Raw genomic sequence first — 15,671 nt, forward strand, 5'->3', positions numbered from 1 at the left:
TTAAAACTCCCTCCTCCGATAATCTCTGCCGTCCATTTTGATAACTTCCGTGTTCTCCATCATCCGAGAGAAATTACGCTCATTGATGGATGCCCGTAATTCCTTGCTGTTTAGGTTTGTGGTATAGATCGTTGCTTTACCTGAACGATCATCCAGTATTTCAAACAGCTTCGAATTTACCCATTCCGTATGATGTTCTGCTCCAATATCGTCCAAGACTAATAGGTCAACACGTTGTATGGCTTCTAGCAGCTCATCCTCTGTAACGCCCTTATTGTTGTACGTTTCTTTTATTTTTGTTAGCAACTTAGGCAACGAAAGAAATAAGCACTCTTTCCCTTTCTCCATCAGCTTCTTGGTGACGGATACCGATAAATGACTTTTCCCTGTTCCGTAGGTACCGTGCAATAACAGGTTCTTTGATTCGTCAAAATGGTTAATATAATCCGTTACGGCCTGTTTTGCTTTTGCAAGTTCTTCACTGGTAGGATCATAGTTTTCTAAAGTTGCATCTTTTAGTGCTTTATTTATTAGCGAATAATAATCAAAGAATTGTTTCATCTTTTCACTTCTTAAATGGTCGCGTGTTTTCTTGGCTTCGTCTGCCAGTTTGATATCAGCGCACTTGCAACCGTAGTTAGCAACTACCTTTTCACCTTGTCTTGGCCCGCGTGGAATTTCTAATTCTTTTTGTTGTACGGTTCTATTACAACCCTCGCAGACATATGTTTTAATTAAGCGTTGTTTAGGACTAGTTATGTTTATAGCTTCCAATGTTAGATCCTCCTAAAATCCGTAATCATAATCGTCGTATTGTTCTTCTCTATTTTTCATAGAGATCACATTGTTGTTTTTATTAGGTTTCTTTTTATTTCTGAATTCCGTTTCGTATTTCCGTGCATCATCTAGGTCGTTAACACCAGCTTCTTTCCATTTTTTCAAAATACCCTCGACCATGTTGACACCTTTCGCTTCTGCCTTAGCCGCAACTTTCATAGCGGAAATTAATAACTCATGACCCCATTCATCAAACCACTGGACGATCAGTTCGTTATTGAACGGAGATTCGGAGACACCTTTTTGCAAATTTGATTGATAGAATTTCATTACTTCAGCAAATTCGGTATCGCTACTACTACTAAGATCTTTAATTCTATAATTCTTTAATTCTTGTTCTTGTTCTGGGTTCGTTCCGCCTTCGTTCTGGGTTCGTTCTGTTAAAGTGCCACTATCCGTTCTGTTAATTGGTTCTTGATGATCGTCTAAGCCTTGATACTCATGGTATTTAACTATATTGAATACCGTTCCGCTATCCGTTTCGCGAACAGTGACCATTCCATCGTCTATTAATTTTTGAACGGAACGCTTAATTGTACTTTTTGACACCTTTTTGTACCCTCGCCCTTCTTTGAATTCCAAGTCTTCGGCTAACTTTGAATAGGATCGGAGGTACTGCCCTCGATTTATTTCAATACCTTTTACCTTCAACCCGTCCTTATGTGATGCTCTCAAAAGGAGTAGAGTAAATAACCGAAAAGTAGTTACGTCATACCATAATTCGTTGTCGAGTATTTTTCTGTGAAACTTTATCCAACCACTCAATTGAGTACCTCCTTTCCATCAAATTAAGCTATATGGACGACTTTCCCGGTAAGCTCCTGGATCTCCTTTTTGAACCTCGCCGCATCACTGTTGCTATCCGACAAGTGCAGCAAGTGAATCTCCTGGACCTTCGATAAATCATTTGCCTTTAGAAATTCCTTGACGTTTTCTAGGCTAAAATGTGATTTAATTAAACGTTTTTTCATGCCTTTGTGGACTCGCCCGGATTCAATGTTTTCTAAAAGAATATCCATGCTGTAATTACACTCTAAAAGAAGGTGTGTGAGCCCTTTGAATTTGTATCGAATGTAATAGGTGTCAGTTGCGAATAAAAGCTTCTCACCGGCTTTATTTCGAAGCAAAAATCCATATGGTTCCGACACATCATGTTGAACGTCAAAAGGCAATATGGTCCATGTGCCGATTTTAAATTGTTGCTTAGCTCGTACTGTTTTAATTCGGTGATGTTGAATTTCAACTGCTTCTGCGGTTCCAGCGGACATGTAACAATCGATTCCTGCTCTTAATGCATCATTTAAGCCTGCACAGTGATCTTTGTGTTCATGTGTGACTAAACATCCTGCTAGATTGCTAGTGTTGAAATTCAATGCCTTTCTGACGTTTTTAAATGGTATTCCGCACTCTAGAAGTAAGGGGGTCCTGCCATCAGTAATGTGATAGCAGTTACCCTTTGATCCAGAAGCGATAGTTTTAATTTCAATCATTTAAAAAGGAACCTCGTCTTTTGTTTTTTCTTGCTTTTCCATATCTTGCATGACTTGATCGACGTCACCCTTTGGTTTTTCCTCCGGCAGCTCTTGATATTCAGCATCTTCAATTTCACCAGTTTCTTTATTGACATTTTGCTTTGACTGATCAAAGTCAAGTTCTTCACTATTTGCATTCTCATTTATTTCCTGCCGGGATTTTGCTTCCTCAATAGCATCGTCTTGGCGATTAAAATGATTCATCACTAAGCTTCTGTCATCAGAACTATTCAAGAATTTCTTGCAAGCACGATTGATGACTGTTTTTTTCGCCATTTCCTGCCTGAAGTTATCATGTGTGGATCCTTTTCGCTCTTGTTTCTGATCTTTACCCCACATCTGTGATTGAGACCATGCCTGCCGGATCTCGTCTATTGTCATAAGTTCCGTGTAGACGTTGTCGTTTCCTAAATCAATGATGCAATATGCACCAATAATGCTTTCTTTGTTGATATTTCCAAATTTCTGCTTATGAGACAAGTTCTTGATCCGTCCATTTACCATTTCGTAGTCAACATCATCACCCTCGTAAATGACAGCTGCATCGATTGACTTTGCACCTGCTACTCTTTTAGTGACAGCCATTGTTCCGAAGTAAGATCGTTGGAATGTTAGCTGATTACCGTAAACAATGAAGTATCCTTGCTTTTTAGCCGGATTTAATCCTTGCACAACCATGTCCAACAGGCTGTTAGCAATACTATCCTTGGAGCAAACTTCAAGTGCTGGACGATAACCATCCTGTTTCCCTGACTTTGTATTCTGTAGTGTTAGCCAGGCTGATTTCATTGCGTTTTCCGGGCTGTAGTCAGCAGGGAAATGAAGTTCCCCTGCCTCTTGAAACTGCTTTACTTTGCCTGCAACTACATCGACTGTATCTTTTTTGATCAACGCTAATTGATTTTGGTTACTCATTTGTCAGTTCCTCCAATTCTTCAATTCGTTCTTTTAATGCGTGCAGCTCACCTTTCTCGATAAGTACCTGATCACTTGTTTCGTGTTTCAAACTGACGTATTCACGACCTTTAATTCTTGTCGAATCGATGTAGTAATTTTCTGTATCGATTGATTCTTCATCGGTATCAATTTCGATGCTTACATCTGCGTCCATATCGCAATCTAACAATTCGATAATTAAATCTCTGACAATCATTTAAGCCACCTCAACTTTCGTTTTATTTTCAATCCGCAATTCCTTATCAGTTTCTGAAACAACCAGGCTGATCACCTGTGCATCGATATCAATCAACCTAGTGACAGATTCAGCGTTATCGACAAATATTGGAGCTTGTACACCGTAATGTTGTGACAGCGTGTTGATGATATCTAATCCAACATTGATACGAGCAGCATTGTTTAATCCGGATCCGTAAGGAACTCCATCAAAAGTGGTCTCACAAACTTCCTCAAGCCCACCGTTAATGTTCTCCTTGAATAGGTTGAACCGTGCATATTTAAACTTGCTATTGATCTTTTCTTCAAGGAGATTAACTTTTGTCCGGATAAATTCTTCCGTCAGATATAATTCATGTTCCAGCTGTTCGAATTGTTCTGCTAAGCCCTTTTCCTGCTCTTCAAGTTCAGCAATACGCTTCAATGATTGATCAGACTGTGCTAGTTTGCTTAGATCAACTTGCACTACACTTTGCTTTTCTATAAGTGAACCAATTTCTTGTTGGACTGATTGGACCGATTCTTGGACTGATTTCTGCATTTCATTGATTCGTTGTTCTAGGGCTTGTCTATCCTGCATAAGCTTTTGATAAGATGCATTTTTTTCAATCGGTTGGACGTTGATTTCTGCATCATTTATTTGCTTTCGCAACTTTTCGATTTGTTCTTGTTTATGGTTGATCTGTTCGTTTAGCTTTTGGATCTCCAGATCAATGGCCATATTGTCGTTTTTCAATTGTTCGACCTTAACGCCAAGTGACTTACCCTTTTCTGTGATGGTCTCAAGCAGGCTTGATTTATTGCGATTAAAGTTGGTTTTAGCCTCTTCCAACTGTTCTTCCGGAAGTTCTTGTCCACACGTAGGGCAATTGCAATTGGATCCGTGATCAAATTCCTGCGCGTTTTGTTCGGCCCATTGATCTCTTAAAGATTGGATTTGCTCTTTATATCCGTTCACATTCGAATCGTTCATTTTCTTGCGATCTTCATTGTTTTTCACTTTTGATTGAAGAATATTAACGTTTGATTGTTCTTCTTGGAGTTTTGTCTTTAAACTGTAAAGCTGTTGTTGACCTTGTTGCGCATGTTCATTCTTTACATTGGCAATTTGCAAGTCGATATCGCTAATTTTCTTACGAATGTTGTTAACTTCACTTCCATTCCGAATATCGCTAATTTGCCCCTGCTTAGCTTCAATTTGGTTGTTTAACTCAGTTAATTGGGATTCGATCCTGGCTTTATCAAGTCCGTTTACATCCGGTAAATTACGGTTGATTTCATCAATTCGAATCGGAATCCGATCAAGTTCCTGATTAATCTCTTTGCGTTTAGCAGCAATCATTTTTTTATGATCCTCGATGCTCCGACCGCTTAACACATCGGTTAATTTCGATAAATCCTGGTTAGAATTGATTACTTCTTGGTCCGTTACGCCACCAGCAATTTCGAGCAATAGATCACGGCGCTTTTTCCAGTGCAGTTCATTGAAATAGCTAGGACTGGTTAATAGTTTGAAAATATTTTCGTCCACTATAGAAGAAACCTTTTCTTCAAATTCCTTTTTCTTACTTGGAACTCCGTTCACAAAATAATCGGTTGTATGTCCGGTGAAGTCTGGAGTTGGATTTCCGCGTTTTTTCGTCCATTTTTCTTTATAAGATTTCTTGAGAACTAATTGTTGTCCATCAACAAGCAATGTTGCTTCCACCTCATGATCAAGTTTGGAAACAGGTTTTCCGTTAACTAAGGTTTTAATTTGGAAATCCTTTTTGTTTTGACTATCTTTATCAAACAAATCCCACACAAATCCGTCGAATAGCGTGGTTTTTCCTGTGCCATTGTCCCCAAAAATAAGGACATCTCCATTAGCATTTAATTCAAATTGTTTAATCCCCTTAAAATTGGTTAATACTAACTTTTGTAATTTGATTTGCTTCATTTAATCCCCTCCATCTTGATATTTCTGGGATATTCGCTTACAATAAGATCACGAGATTGATTAAGCGAATATCCGCAATGACTGGCTATTAGCTGGTCATTTTTTTATGACTTTTAACAAAAAGATGTTCGTATTCCTGCTGATTAGCAAACGTGTGATAAAGCATTCCGTTAATCCTAAAACTGATGCGATAACCCTCCCCAGTGAATTGCGTTGTCGTGTCTAGTTGATAGTTCGTAATAAGTGACAGGAACACTTCATGATCAAGAATGATCTCCTGGTCCCACATCAAATGAACCCCTGAATTGTTAGCTTGCTGAAGTGCTTTTGAATGCTTTTGTAACTCTTTTAAATCCACAAGCTACCCTCCTTTTCCTCTGTTTAGGGTGTTGGTCCACCCTTAGTAAGCAGGAACAGCAGCAGTAAAATGAAAGGGGGATAATGTCTGCTCCTACTCACTAAGCAGGGACCGACTAGTCCTTGCTTTATCACCTAAATGTGATAAAATAAAAATAATCATTTATCATTTTTTACATCTTTCACTCATCGTTGACGCGGTGAGTTGTTTTTTTAACTTGCGAAAGTATCCATTCTGCATGACTCGTAATAGAATCAGCATTTTGATCAACATCCAATTTGACCGCTGATTTCATGATGGAATAAAATTGATGCAAAAATTCGACCTCGATACCAACTATTCTGGCGCTTTCCAATAATTCATCCATTTTCTCCATGTCTACCCTCCTAACAAGTGACAAGCGCATAATATATAAATCCCAAAATTCCTATAAAACCGGCAGCATGGAATACCTTGTAAAATCTGTCATCCATGGCTGTATCTCCTAACTAATTCGACCGTGACACCTTGTTTTACTAATGCATCCATCAACGTATTAAGCTTGTCCTGGTTGCGTTTCTTATCACTCATTAGTGAAAGTTCATGCAGCGACTTTGTTAGATCAATAGACATGTTCTTTGCGGTTTCAAAATCACCGCTATTGAGCTTATCCATGATCACGCACAGTAAATCCATTCCGCACCAGTACTCTTGACTTGCTTGGTAAATGTTTTCTGGAAGAAATTCATTATGCAATTTCATTATTTTCATAGAATCAATCCCTCCGCTTTCCACTTTGGTAATCTGGATTTCATACAATCTTTAATGGATATCTCGTATTCTTGTTCTAGACTGACTAGAAATGAATTCATAGTAGCTTGTACGTCCAGTAATTCTTTGATCCCCTCGGCTATTTGTGACTTTTCATGTTCATCAACGAACTGTGGTGGTTTTACTAAGCTAACTTCATCAAATCGTTCAATCGCTTCTGCTGCTTCGCGTTTGAACACTTCTTCAAGTGCTAAACGATGCCACTCAACCGCTTTGCCTCCTGTCGCCAACGGAGATATGTAATCTCGTGCTGTTTCTCTTGCAACTTCGAATCCGTATTGGGCGTCGTTGTAGAGACTGACGCTCCTTTGCGCTAAATCATTTGTTGCTTTGCGGGTACCTTTCTCAACTTTTGAAACCATTGTTTGATCAACAAATAAATCATTTGCTACATTGCTTTGCGAAAGTTCATTTCTTTCGCGCATCCCTTTCATTGGTTTTCCGATATTCATTTATCATTCTCCTATCTTGTCTTTTTTTATATAATCCTTATGACTCGATCTAGTAGTATGATAGAGTCATAAGTTGTTGATCCTGGACGTTGTTTTCTTCTTGGCTACGAATCCAGTTATCAATTGCTTCCTTAGAAAACATGATCCGGCGACGCAAACGAAAATGTGGAATTTCCTTTTGCCGAACCATCGTGTAAATGGTGTCAGTATGAACACCTAAGTATTCGGCTGCTGTTTTAACTGTGAGGCGCTGCATTAGATCACCCTCATCGTTTGTTGTTTATTAGTGTTTTCTATTTCGATTCTTAATCCTGTGGATGGTTGCCAAATACCAATGAATCTTAGACCATCTTCAAATTGTTTTTTGGGAAGATCGCCGTATCTTGGTAGGCTAAAATGATTCTTGAAATCTCTCCAAAACTCGGAGAACGCTTTTCTGCTAAGTTGCTTATAAGCAGGAGATTCTTTACCACCAAGTGCTTCAACAACAATATGATTAACTTTTTTCCTAATTTGAAATTCTTGACCACCATCAATACGCATGGTGTCTTCTAAATGTGAAATCCTTTTATCGTGATCTTGCGCTTTTTCTTCTAATTCAAGAGAAAGTTTAAGCATTTCGATACGTTGCTCTTTTTCAGTTAGGGCTTTTGGTTTTTGGAGTTCCTTTTCCATTTGTTCAAATATGGTTACATATTCAGCTGTAAAGAGAACGCCTTTTTCGCCAGTCATTTTGTTTGCTACCATGTCGCAACCTTTTCTAGTTAATAGGAAACAAGGTCTTGGCTGATTGTTATTATCTTTATAAGAACTTTCTATGAAGAAATTGCTGTGGGCGATTTCGCCCTCGGCTAAATGTTGAATATAACTACGAATACTTTTCATTAGACCGTTGTGTTCGCGATTGACCATTTTCGCAACATCCCTGCTATCGGTTACTAATTGACCATTTAGTGAAACTACTTTTAGTTGATTCATTAAATAACCTCCTTCTGTTTATTATGTTTCGTTTCGTTACATTTGCTATCAAAAAAAATCGTCCATTCAAAACCAAGTGACGAAGCGATTGCTTTAGCTACCGAAACGCTAGGATTTCTATTGCCTTGCTCAATCATGGTGTAATATGCTCTTTCAATTCCAGACAGTTCTGCTACTTCATTTTGGGTAAATCCGCGTTGAATTCTAATTTCTTTAAGCCATGTTCTCATTTTTTCACCGCCTTTTGTAACGTTTCGTTACACTCATTATAGTAGCGTTGTGTTACATAGTCAAGTGTTTTCGGTAATAAAGTTTCATTTTGTTACATATAGTTTAAAGTAACGCATTGTTACTGTAAAATATGGATAGGGAAAGGGGCAGTAACATGCTGAAGGATAGACTTGTTGAACTGAGAAAAGAAAAGAAAAGAACTCAGGGGGAAATTGCCAAAGTAATTGGCGTGACTAGACCTGCATATACAGCTTATGAAAAAGGTAATCGGACACCTGATTATAAAATATTAGAATCCTTAGCTGATTATTTTGATGTAACTACTGACTATCTCTTAGGCAGGACGAATAATAGAAATGAATCCGTTAAAGATGATTTCGATTCCCTTGCAGAAATAAAGAAAATAGTAGACGATTTAGGTATAGAGGACCTATTCTTTCATAATATAGATGATTGGAAAAACCTAACCCCGGAGGATGTAGAAGAAATTCGCAATCATTTTGAGTACGTAGCGCATAAGGCAAGAAAAAGAAAAGAGAAGAACAACGATTGAAAATAACGCGTATCTGATTACATACTGTCTTAAAAGTTAGGGGGATTATATGCACATAATGGAAGGCGTAGTATCTTTTTTAATGCCTTTAAGTATTTTATTCCTTGTCATTTCAATTATATCTCTGTTAATTAAATTTCTATTTCAAGCTGGGTTAAGCTACAAAACGCATTTTATAAGTATGGGGGTATCTGCGGGTTTAGTGGTGTATTGTATTATTTCTGCACTAGCGCTCGGTGTAGCTGGTAATGATGATGTAAGCGCCGATAGCAATATAAATGCACAATTTGTAAATAAAGAAAATAAATCTGATACTCAAAAACAAGATGCGGAAGAAAAACGAGATCAGTCGCCTGGCAAAGAATTTTACTTTGACGGTACTAACCTAGTTACACAATACTTTTCAATTGAAATTACGGATTATAAAGTAATTCAACCAGGTGAGGATAATAATTACAGTGAAGAGCCAGTTATAGAATTTTCGTTCGAGACTACAGTGGATAAAGATGTAACCGACGCAAGAATTACTCCAGATACCGCTTGGTTTTCTGCTTTTAAAGTTGTTCAAGACAATGATCCAAATGTAGTGAACGATTTAGATTTAGTAATTTTGATTGATGAAGATGATTCGGATTCCGGAAACCAAGAAATAAAACCTGGAGGAACGGTTTCCAGTTCAATGGCTTATGAACTGACTGACGAAGAAACTCCGGTCACACTAACTGCAACAGAAAATATATTCCCTAACGATGTAATAGGGAATTATGATTATACTATTAAATAATTTATTGGTGTACATTAATTTGTACACCCTTTATTACACATTTATACCGAACATACGTTTCAAAAATAAGGAGGATATTATGAAATACGTTATGACACCTTTAGAGGACCTAATCAAAAAATTATACCAAAAGATCGGTGTAACGGATCCAGATCACCCAATTGATGACATTGCTTTAAGGCTTGATATTGATCTAATTTATTTAAAGCATTTCCCTTGCTCGTCTAGAGGATGCATCGTACTGGATCCTAGGCTATCAGCAGAAAAACTAAAAGAGATATTCGGCCATGAACTGGCTCATGTACTTTATCATGTTGGAATCCAATTAATCATGCCAGAAATGTTTCGGCAAATGCAGGAGTATCAAGCTAGGAATTTCGCTCTTCATTTTTGCATTCCTACCTTCATGCTCCAGCAAATTAATTTCCCGGAGTACCGTTGCCAAGCTATATCAGTGGTTGCTGAAACGTTCGGAGTTACCAATGAATTTGCAGCAGAGCGATTGAAACATTATGAAAATCAAATTACTGGAGCTTTATTTCATGAAGAATTACTAAAATGTAGTGAAACTACGACAAAATACGAGTCATTTTCGGAGGATCACATGCATTCAGCACCTTATAAAAGATAAATCGTCTTAAACTTAATGAACATTAGTACAATGATAACTTTTATGCTTGATTAAAAAAGGAGAAAAGAGAATATGGCTAGTTATCAGAGACGTGGAAGAAATTCGTTTTTATTAGTAGTTGAGGCTGGATATGACGGAAAAGGGAAACGGAGAAAGAAAACCAGAACAATTCATATTGAAGATGAAAAGATATTGAGAACAACAAAGAAGCTCCGAGATTACATCGAAAAGGAACTTTATAAATTTCAAGCGGAGATCGATGCAGGCGAATATATCAATCCGGAAAAATTGAGATTTGAGGATTTTGTTAAAGACTGGCACCAAAAATATGCTGAAAAGAATTTGGCAGTTAAAACGCATCGAAACTATAGCGAAAAACTAAACAATTATGTACTCCCCTATTTTGGTCATAGAAAATTAGATCAAATAAAACCGATTCATATTGTTAATTTTCTTGATGAAGTATCTCAGCCAGGTGCTGCAGCAAGCGGAAGAAATAAACCTCTATCCGATGCAACTATATATGAAATTGATAAAACATTACGTGTTGTTCTTAATAAGGCTGTCGAATGGCAAATTATAAAGAAAAGTCCTATGCACGGGTTGTCGCGTCCGAAAATACGCAAGAAAAAAATGAAGTTTTATGAAGAGGAAGACGTTATCAGATTTATGAAAGCAATGTATAAGGAACATATTGTTTGGAGAATGTTTTTTATCACATCGGCTATATCTGGAATGCGACGTGGCGAAGTAGTAGCGTTACAATGGCCGGATATACATTTTGATGAGGGATATATTTTGTTAACTAGGAGTATCCCTTTTTTCGAGAACGGAGAGCCCCATGTAAAAACAACAAAGACAAATGAGGATAATCGTATAATTACAATGCCTGAATGGTATATGGAAGAAATGGAGATGTTCAAGTCGTACTGGGATAATGAAAAACAATTAGTGGATGAAGATTGGAAAGGCGGAGTCGATGAATATATATTCCACTCCGGAAATGGTATTCCATATGCTCCCGAAACCGCAACTGGTACCTGGGCTAAAATCAAAAGAAGGCATCGATTAAAAAATATAAGGCTCCATGATCTAAGGCATACAATGATCACCTATCTTCTCAGTGAAGGTGAAAGCTTAATTAATGTTCAAGAACGAGCTGGACATTCCAGTTCAAAAATCACGACAGATATCTATGGGCATGTTACAAAAAAGGCGAACAAAGGTACTGCTGAACGTTTCAATAAGTTTGATCCGCGTCAATTCGTCAACAATTCGTCAACAAGTGCATTTTTTCCAACAAACAACGAAACAAGAAATGCTGTCATATCAACGTTTGACGAGCGTAATAAATTCGGGGACGAGTAATTGTTTTCACCCGACCCCGAAGGAAATTACAATATGAACTTGTGTTATTATTAAAACTTAAATTTCCATAAAGCGCAAGTATTTAGAATTAAGCACATCTGCTTTTGTTAGTTTCCGGGGGATTTTTCAATGCAACAAACAGTAAAAGGGGATATAATAAATTCAAATTATTTTTAAAAAAGGAGCGTATAAAATGCCATCACTACCAAAGGGACGTTCCAACTGCATTACCGATGTTTCAAGCGTTAAGGTTGGCCATGTAACACTATACGAAAAAGTTAATGATCGGGAAACCATCTGTACAGGGGTCACGGCTATTCTCCCACATAGCGGAAATCTGTTTACACAAAAGACTCGTGCTGCAAGTGCCGTCATTAATGGCTACGGGAAAACAGCCGGGCTTGTGCAAGTTGATGAACTCGGGTTACTGGAATCACCTATCATGTTAACAAATACATTTAGTGTTGGACCCGTCATGCAAGGAACACTGCAATACATGCTAGAGGAAAACAAAGAAATTGGCGATTCCGCAAGCTCCATCAATATTGTTGTCGGCGAATGCAATGACAGTTATCTGAATTCCATGAGACTACAATCCGTGAAACCCGAACACGCCATACAGGCAATCAAGCATGCCAAAAGTGCTCCCGTTACAGAAGGTTCTGTTGGTGCAGGAAAAGGCATGGTCTGTTTTGGTTATAAAGGCGGAATTGGAACTGCTTCACGTGTGGTCAGAGTCGATGACGAACAATATACAGTAGGCTGCCTTGTGTTGAGTAATTTTGGGAAACGTGATCATGCGCTCTTTGCCGATTGGGAGTTAAAAGAAATGGAAACTCCAGATGGGTCCATCATGATGATCATTGCCACTGATGCTCCACTGTATGACCGGCAATTAAAACGGTTAGCCAAGCGATGTGCTGCTGGCTTAGGAAGGACAGGCAGTCATATTGATCATGGAAGTGGTGATATCGCAATCGCATTTTCAACTGCTAATACATATAATCATTACGCAAAATCACACAAAGAATCCATCACAAGTATTCGTGATGATCATCCTGTTATGAATAGCCTTTTTCAGGCAGTAATTGAAGTAACGGAAGAAGCCGTCATTCGTTCTTTAAAGAAAGCAGAAACAATGGCAGGAAGAAAAGGACGGATTGTGGAAAGAGCACCTTTGCCAAAAGGATAGAGTTGTTATCCATATGTGATTGATACTCAATAAGTTCAGTCTTCTACAAACGGCCATTTAACTGAATACGGAGGGTGTTATTATTAATTACAAGTTTTATAAATGGGCAATGATAATTGATTTAGTGATTATAGGTGTACTTCGATTTACGGCTGGAACTTTCTTTGAATACACCAAGAATATTAAAATTGTGGATGTGGCGTTATATGTTATCGCTATTATTCTGATGGTGGCATACCTGATAAAAAGATTTGAAGTTTTTAAAGCAGATAAATAAGTAATCGGGCATTTACTGAAGAAAGGGGAAGTAAAATGAAAGATGATGACAAAAATCATGAGGATAGCACTTCATTGAGAATTGTATCATATTGGTTTTCCATTCCTAGGATATGGCGTTTAGGACTCTTTTGGCTAATAATGCTTATACTTTCTATATTTGGCTGGGTGAAAATATTTAAAAACTATTTTAGAATGAATTAAAGGTTTCGACAAAGGGGAGCATTTTTGGAATGAAAATCGCTCTTGTATCAGAGTTTCAGGCCAGATTCTTGTATAAAAAGGGGTTGGTATTACATCAACCAAAGATTTCAATTCGTTGCAAGGGCCCCGAATTACTATTGAAAAACATAAGAAGTTGTTTAATGACATTAAACAGCTTCTTAAAATAAGTTTTTAATCTGCACGTGATGGTGCACTGACGATAGTGGTAAGTCTAGCGGAAAGCGCACCATTACCAAACATAGAATACTATTAAAAAAGGTGAGTAACATTAGATCTAATGTTACTCACCTTTTTATTTCTGCTAGAGCTTTCTTCATAGCAACAAGCGGGTAAGTATCCGGTAAAGTCAACACCACAAAATCATTGTTCGAACGATTAATTTGATTTACATGCTCTTCCATTCCACTTAATCCTTTATATTCCACATATTGTTTTGCTACCATAATCATCTCATTTATTTGTGAAATGATATTCCGTTTGCTTGTTGGAGCATATTTGATCGTGTCACATTTATTAAGATAGGACTCTACCACATGTTTCTCGAACCCGTCCGCCAATAAGTTCTCCTGTATCCCTGTTTTTACAATTGACTCAAATTGGCTGAAGTCTTTTATTCTAAGGCCACCAATTATAAAATTATACCTTGTTTTATTGTTCATGACTAAGCTGAATTTTTTACGTCTGAACAAAAAAATATGCGCATGCCAAGAATACAAAGGATCATTGTCAACAAGATCATCCTTAGACGTCTTTATCTTCAATTCATCTGCCAATTTTTTCGTGCATTGCATAAGAAGCACAAATAACTCCTCCTGTTTAGGATAACAGCCCTATTTTGATTTCGTTAAAAACGATTTCGGCACTGCTGCTTCAAACCGCAATAACTTCCCTGTCTCGGGATGGGTAAACATTAACACTTTAGCATGGAGTCCCAGCCTGCCAATTGGGTTACCTGTTGAACCATATTTTTTATCACCAACAACGGAATTTCCTAGGTCTTGCATGTGAACACGAATTTGATTTTTTCGGCCAGTTTCAAGCTGAACTTCCAATAATGAAAAGTTCTTATTCGCTTGAATTACTTTATAATGTGTTTTCGCATATTTTCCATCGTTTTTAGTTTGATTTGAATACATCAAATGTGTACTACTTTCCCGTAACCATGAAGACACATAACCGCTAGGCTGTTTAACTACACCTTCAACAAGTGCAACATATGTCCGCTCCTTCACTTTATCTTTCCAGGCATCTTGCAGGATTCGCTTCACCTTTTCACTTTTAGCAAACATCATGACACCAGATGTATCCTTGTCCAAACGGTGGACGACGAAAACACGATTTTGCGGATTTTCCAAACGAACATGTTCCATTAGTTGATGATGTGCTGTTCGATGTTTTTCTTTTTGCGTTGCGATTGAAAGTAACCCAGCATCCTTATTAATGACAATAATAGCATCATCCTCATACAAAATGGACATCCCAATTAACTGATTCTCTTTCACAGCTGCTTTATTTTTCAAAACGGTAACTGTTTGTCCCGGTTGAAGGGAATAGTTGTGTTTTGTCTCCATGTGATCATCAACTGTTACCTGGCCACGTGTAAGAATTGATTTAACGGAATTGCGACTTCGATTTGCCATTACCTTTAACAAAAATGGTAGCAATTCAGATGGTTCCTCAACTTTATAGTCAACTGACTTTTTCTGACCCTTGTTAGGATGATTATGTTTTCGTTTCATCGATTTAAATACTCCTTCATTTGTCTAATCCTCGTCCTTCACATCAATATCTTCAGGGATCGGTTCACTGAGATACTCCTCGATCATCTTCTTGTATTTCTCCACTTGGTCAAAATATGTAGTGAATTGTTCTTTATTTATAAGGTATTGTTCCCCATCATACAATGCGCGTATGCGATTTTGTAGAACCAATGCTCTTATTTTTGATTCATCGATGGATAAATATTCTGCTGTCTCTTTAATAGTAAGGTACACGGTGCTTGGTCCTTTCTTCCTTTGATTACGTTCATTATAAGGGAAAAATTCATAATAAGATAGGAATTGGCCGCCCGTGAGATGAGATTGTGTAATTTCGTTAACGAGAGGTGCAATAAGTGCGGTAAATCAACGTTTTGGATATTGTTGGCTGTAACATCTTTAACGTGGATTTACCGTTTTTCATGAGATTGCGTTAGCAAAATGTTAGCATCTTTAAGGTTTCAAAATTACTACTTAAAAGATTTATAGTAATTTCGCATAATAAAAGTATTTCTTCCTTTACCACTAAGTTGATCAAGATATCCAGGTAACATTCTTAATTGATTATTTTACCA

21 protein-coding genes are annotated in these 15,671 nt (G+C 37.6%); 5 read left to right on the plus strand and 16 right to left on the minus strand.

All coding sequences use genetic code 11. The features are described from left to right. From ACW2QC_RS07615 to ACW2QC_RS07675, 13 genes are all read right to left on the minus strand, one after another. Complete coding sequence (locus ACW2QC_RS07615) at positions 1-774, minus strand: ATP-binding protein (protein ID WP_457543381.1); 774 nt, start codon at positions 772-774, stop codon at positions 1-3. A gap of 12 nt (positions 775-786) precedes the next feature. Then, positions 787-1,602, minus strand: coding sequence for a DnaD domain-containing protein (locus ACW2QC_RS07620; protein WP_457543382.1), 816 nt, complete (start codon positions 1,600-1,602; stop codon positions 787-789). A gap of 23 nt (positions 1,603-1,625) precedes the next feature. Beyond that, positions 1,626-2,327 carry an MBL fold metallo-hydrolase gene (locus tag ACW2QC_RS07625; protein ID WP_457543383.1) on the minus strand — a complete coding sequence of 234 codons (702 nt, stop codon included), beginning with the start codon at positions 2,325-2,327 and terminating at the stop codon, positions 1,626-1,628. After that, on the minus strand, positions 2,328-3,284 hold the full coding sequence (locus ACW2QC_RS07630) for a recombinase RecT (RefSeq protein WP_457543384.1): 957 nt from the start codon (positions 3,282-3,284) through the stop codon (positions 2,328-2,330). Then, positions 3,277-3,522, minus strand: coding sequence for a hypothetical protein (locus ACW2QC_RS07635; RefSeq protein WP_457543385.1), 246 nt, complete (start codon positions 3,520-3,522; stop codon positions 3,277-3,279). Before ACW2QC_RS07635 ends, ACW2QC_RS07630 begins: the two co-directional genes overlap by 8 nt. Beyond that, a complete protein-coding gene (locus ACW2QC_RS07640; protein WP_457543386.1) occupies positions 3,523-5,481 on the minus strand; it encodes an AAA family ATPase in 1,959 nt (652 codons plus the stop codon). A gap of 88 nt (positions 5,482-5,569) precedes the next feature. Further along, on the minus strand, positions 5,570-5,839 hold the full coding sequence (locus tag ACW2QC_RS07645) for a hypothetical protein (RefSeq protein WP_457543387.1): 270 nt from the start codon (positions 5,837-5,839) through the stop codon (positions 5,570-5,572). 181 nt (positions 5,840-6,020) lie between these two features. Then, positions 6,021-6,215 carry a hypothetical protein gene (locus ACW2QC_RS07650; protein ID WP_457543388.1) on the minus strand — a complete coding sequence of 65 codons (195 nt, stop codon included), beginning with the start codon at positions 6,213-6,215 and terminating at the stop codon, positions 6,021-6,023. Positions 6,216-6,304: 89 nt separating this feature from the next. Beyond that, positions 6,305-6,589, minus strand: a complete 285-nt coding sequence (locus ACW2QC_RS07655; RefSeq protein ID WP_457543389.1) for a hypothetical protein — start codon at positions 6,587-6,589, stop codon at positions 6,305-6,307. Then, positions 6,586-7,101: a hypothetical protein gene (locus tag ACW2QC_RS07660; protein WP_457543390.1), complete on the minus strand. Its 516-nt coding sequence runs from the start codon at positions 7,099-7,101 to the stop codon at positions 6,586-6,588. Before ACW2QC_RS07660 ends, ACW2QC_RS07655 begins: the two co-directional genes overlap by 4 nt. Before the next feature lie 49 nt (positions 7,102-7,150). Then, positions 7,151-7,357 (minus strand): helix-turn-helix domain-containing protein, encoded by a 207-nt coding sequence (locus ACW2QC_RS07665; protein WP_457543391.1) that lies wholly within the window; start codon positions 7,355-7,357, stop codon positions 7,151-7,153. Next, positions 7,357-8,079 (minus strand): ORF6C domain-containing protein, encoded by a 723-nt coding sequence (locus tag ACW2QC_RS07670; protein WP_457543392.1) that lies wholly within the window; start codon positions 8,077-8,079, stop codon positions 7,357-7,359. The genes ACW2QC_RS07665 and ACW2QC_RS07670 overlap by 1 nt, the downstream gene beginning before the upstream one ends. Further along, entirely contained in the window at positions 8,079-8,309 is a 231-nt protein-coding gene (locus tag ACW2QC_RS07675) for a helix-turn-helix transcriptional regulator (protein ID WP_457543393.1), read from the minus strand. Before ACW2QC_RS07675 ends, ACW2QC_RS07670 begins: the two co-directional genes overlap by 1 nt. Before the next feature lie 155 nt (positions 8,310-8,464). On the opposite strand from ACW2QC_RS07675, the gene ACW2QC_RS07680 reads away from it, so the two are divergent. From ACW2QC_RS07680 to ACW2QC_RS07700, 5 genes are all read left to right on the plus strand, one after another. Beyond that, positions 8,465-8,863 (plus strand): helix-turn-helix domain-containing protein, encoded by a 399-nt coding sequence (locus ACW2QC_RS07680; protein ID WP_457543394.1) that lies wholly within the window; start codon positions 8,465-8,467, stop codon positions 8,861-8,863. A 58-nt stretch (positions 8,864-8,921) separates the two neighbouring features. Next, positions 8,922-9,647 (plus strand): DUF5067 domain-containing protein, encoded by a 726-nt coding sequence (locus ACW2QC_RS07685; RefSeq protein WP_457543395.1) that lies wholly within the window; start codon positions 8,922-8,924, stop codon positions 9,645-9,647. Positions 9,648-9,726: 79 nt separating this feature from the next. Beyond that, a complete protein-coding gene (locus ACW2QC_RS07690) occupies positions 9,727-10,278 on the plus strand; it encodes an ImmA/IrrE family metallo-endopeptidase (protein WP_457543396.1) in 552 nt (183 codons plus the stop codon). Between the two features lie 72 nt (positions 10,279-10,350). Continuing rightward, positions 10,351-11,646 (plus strand): tyrosine-type recombinase/integrase, encoded by a 1,296-nt coding sequence (locus ACW2QC_RS07695; protein WP_457543397.1) that lies wholly within the window; start codon positions 10,351-10,353, stop codon positions 11,644-11,646. Between the two features lie 193 nt (positions 11,647-11,839). Next, positions 11,840-12,838, plus strand: a complete 999-nt coding sequence (locus ACW2QC_RS07700) for a DmpA family aminopeptidase (RefSeq protein ID WP_457543398.1) — start codon at positions 11,840-11,842, stop codon at positions 12,836-12,838. Between the two features lie 785 nt (positions 12,839-13,623). Here the strand turns inward: ACW2QC_RS07700 and ACW2QC_RS07705 are convergent. Genes ACW2QC_RS07705 through ACW2QC_RS07715 form a run of 3 tightly spaced genes read right to left on the minus strand, consistent with a single transcriptional unit; the run spans position 13,624 to position 15,333 of the window. After that, positions 13,624-14,130, minus strand: coding sequence for a DUF6933 domain-containing protein (locus ACW2QC_RS07705; RefSeq protein ID WP_457543424.1), 507 nt, complete (start codon positions 14,128-14,130; stop codon positions 13,624-13,626). A gap of 39 nt (positions 14,131-14,169) precedes the next feature. After that, positions 14,170-15,078, minus strand: a complete 909-nt coding sequence (locus ACW2QC_RS07710; RefSeq protein WP_457543399.1) for an RluA family pseudouridine synthase — start codon at positions 15,076-15,078, stop codon at positions 14,170-14,172. A 24-nt stretch (positions 15,079-15,102) separates the two neighbouring features. Then, positions 15,103-15,333 carry an excisionase family DNA-binding protein gene (locus ACW2QC_RS07715; RefSeq protein WP_457543400.1) on the minus strand — a complete coding sequence of 77 codons (231 nt, stop codon included), beginning with the start codon at positions 15,331-15,333 and terminating at the stop codon, positions 15,103-15,105. Positions 15,334-15,671: the final 338 nt, after the last annotated feature.

The sequence above is a fragment of the Virgibacillus sp. FSP13 genome (assembly GCF_054048505.1).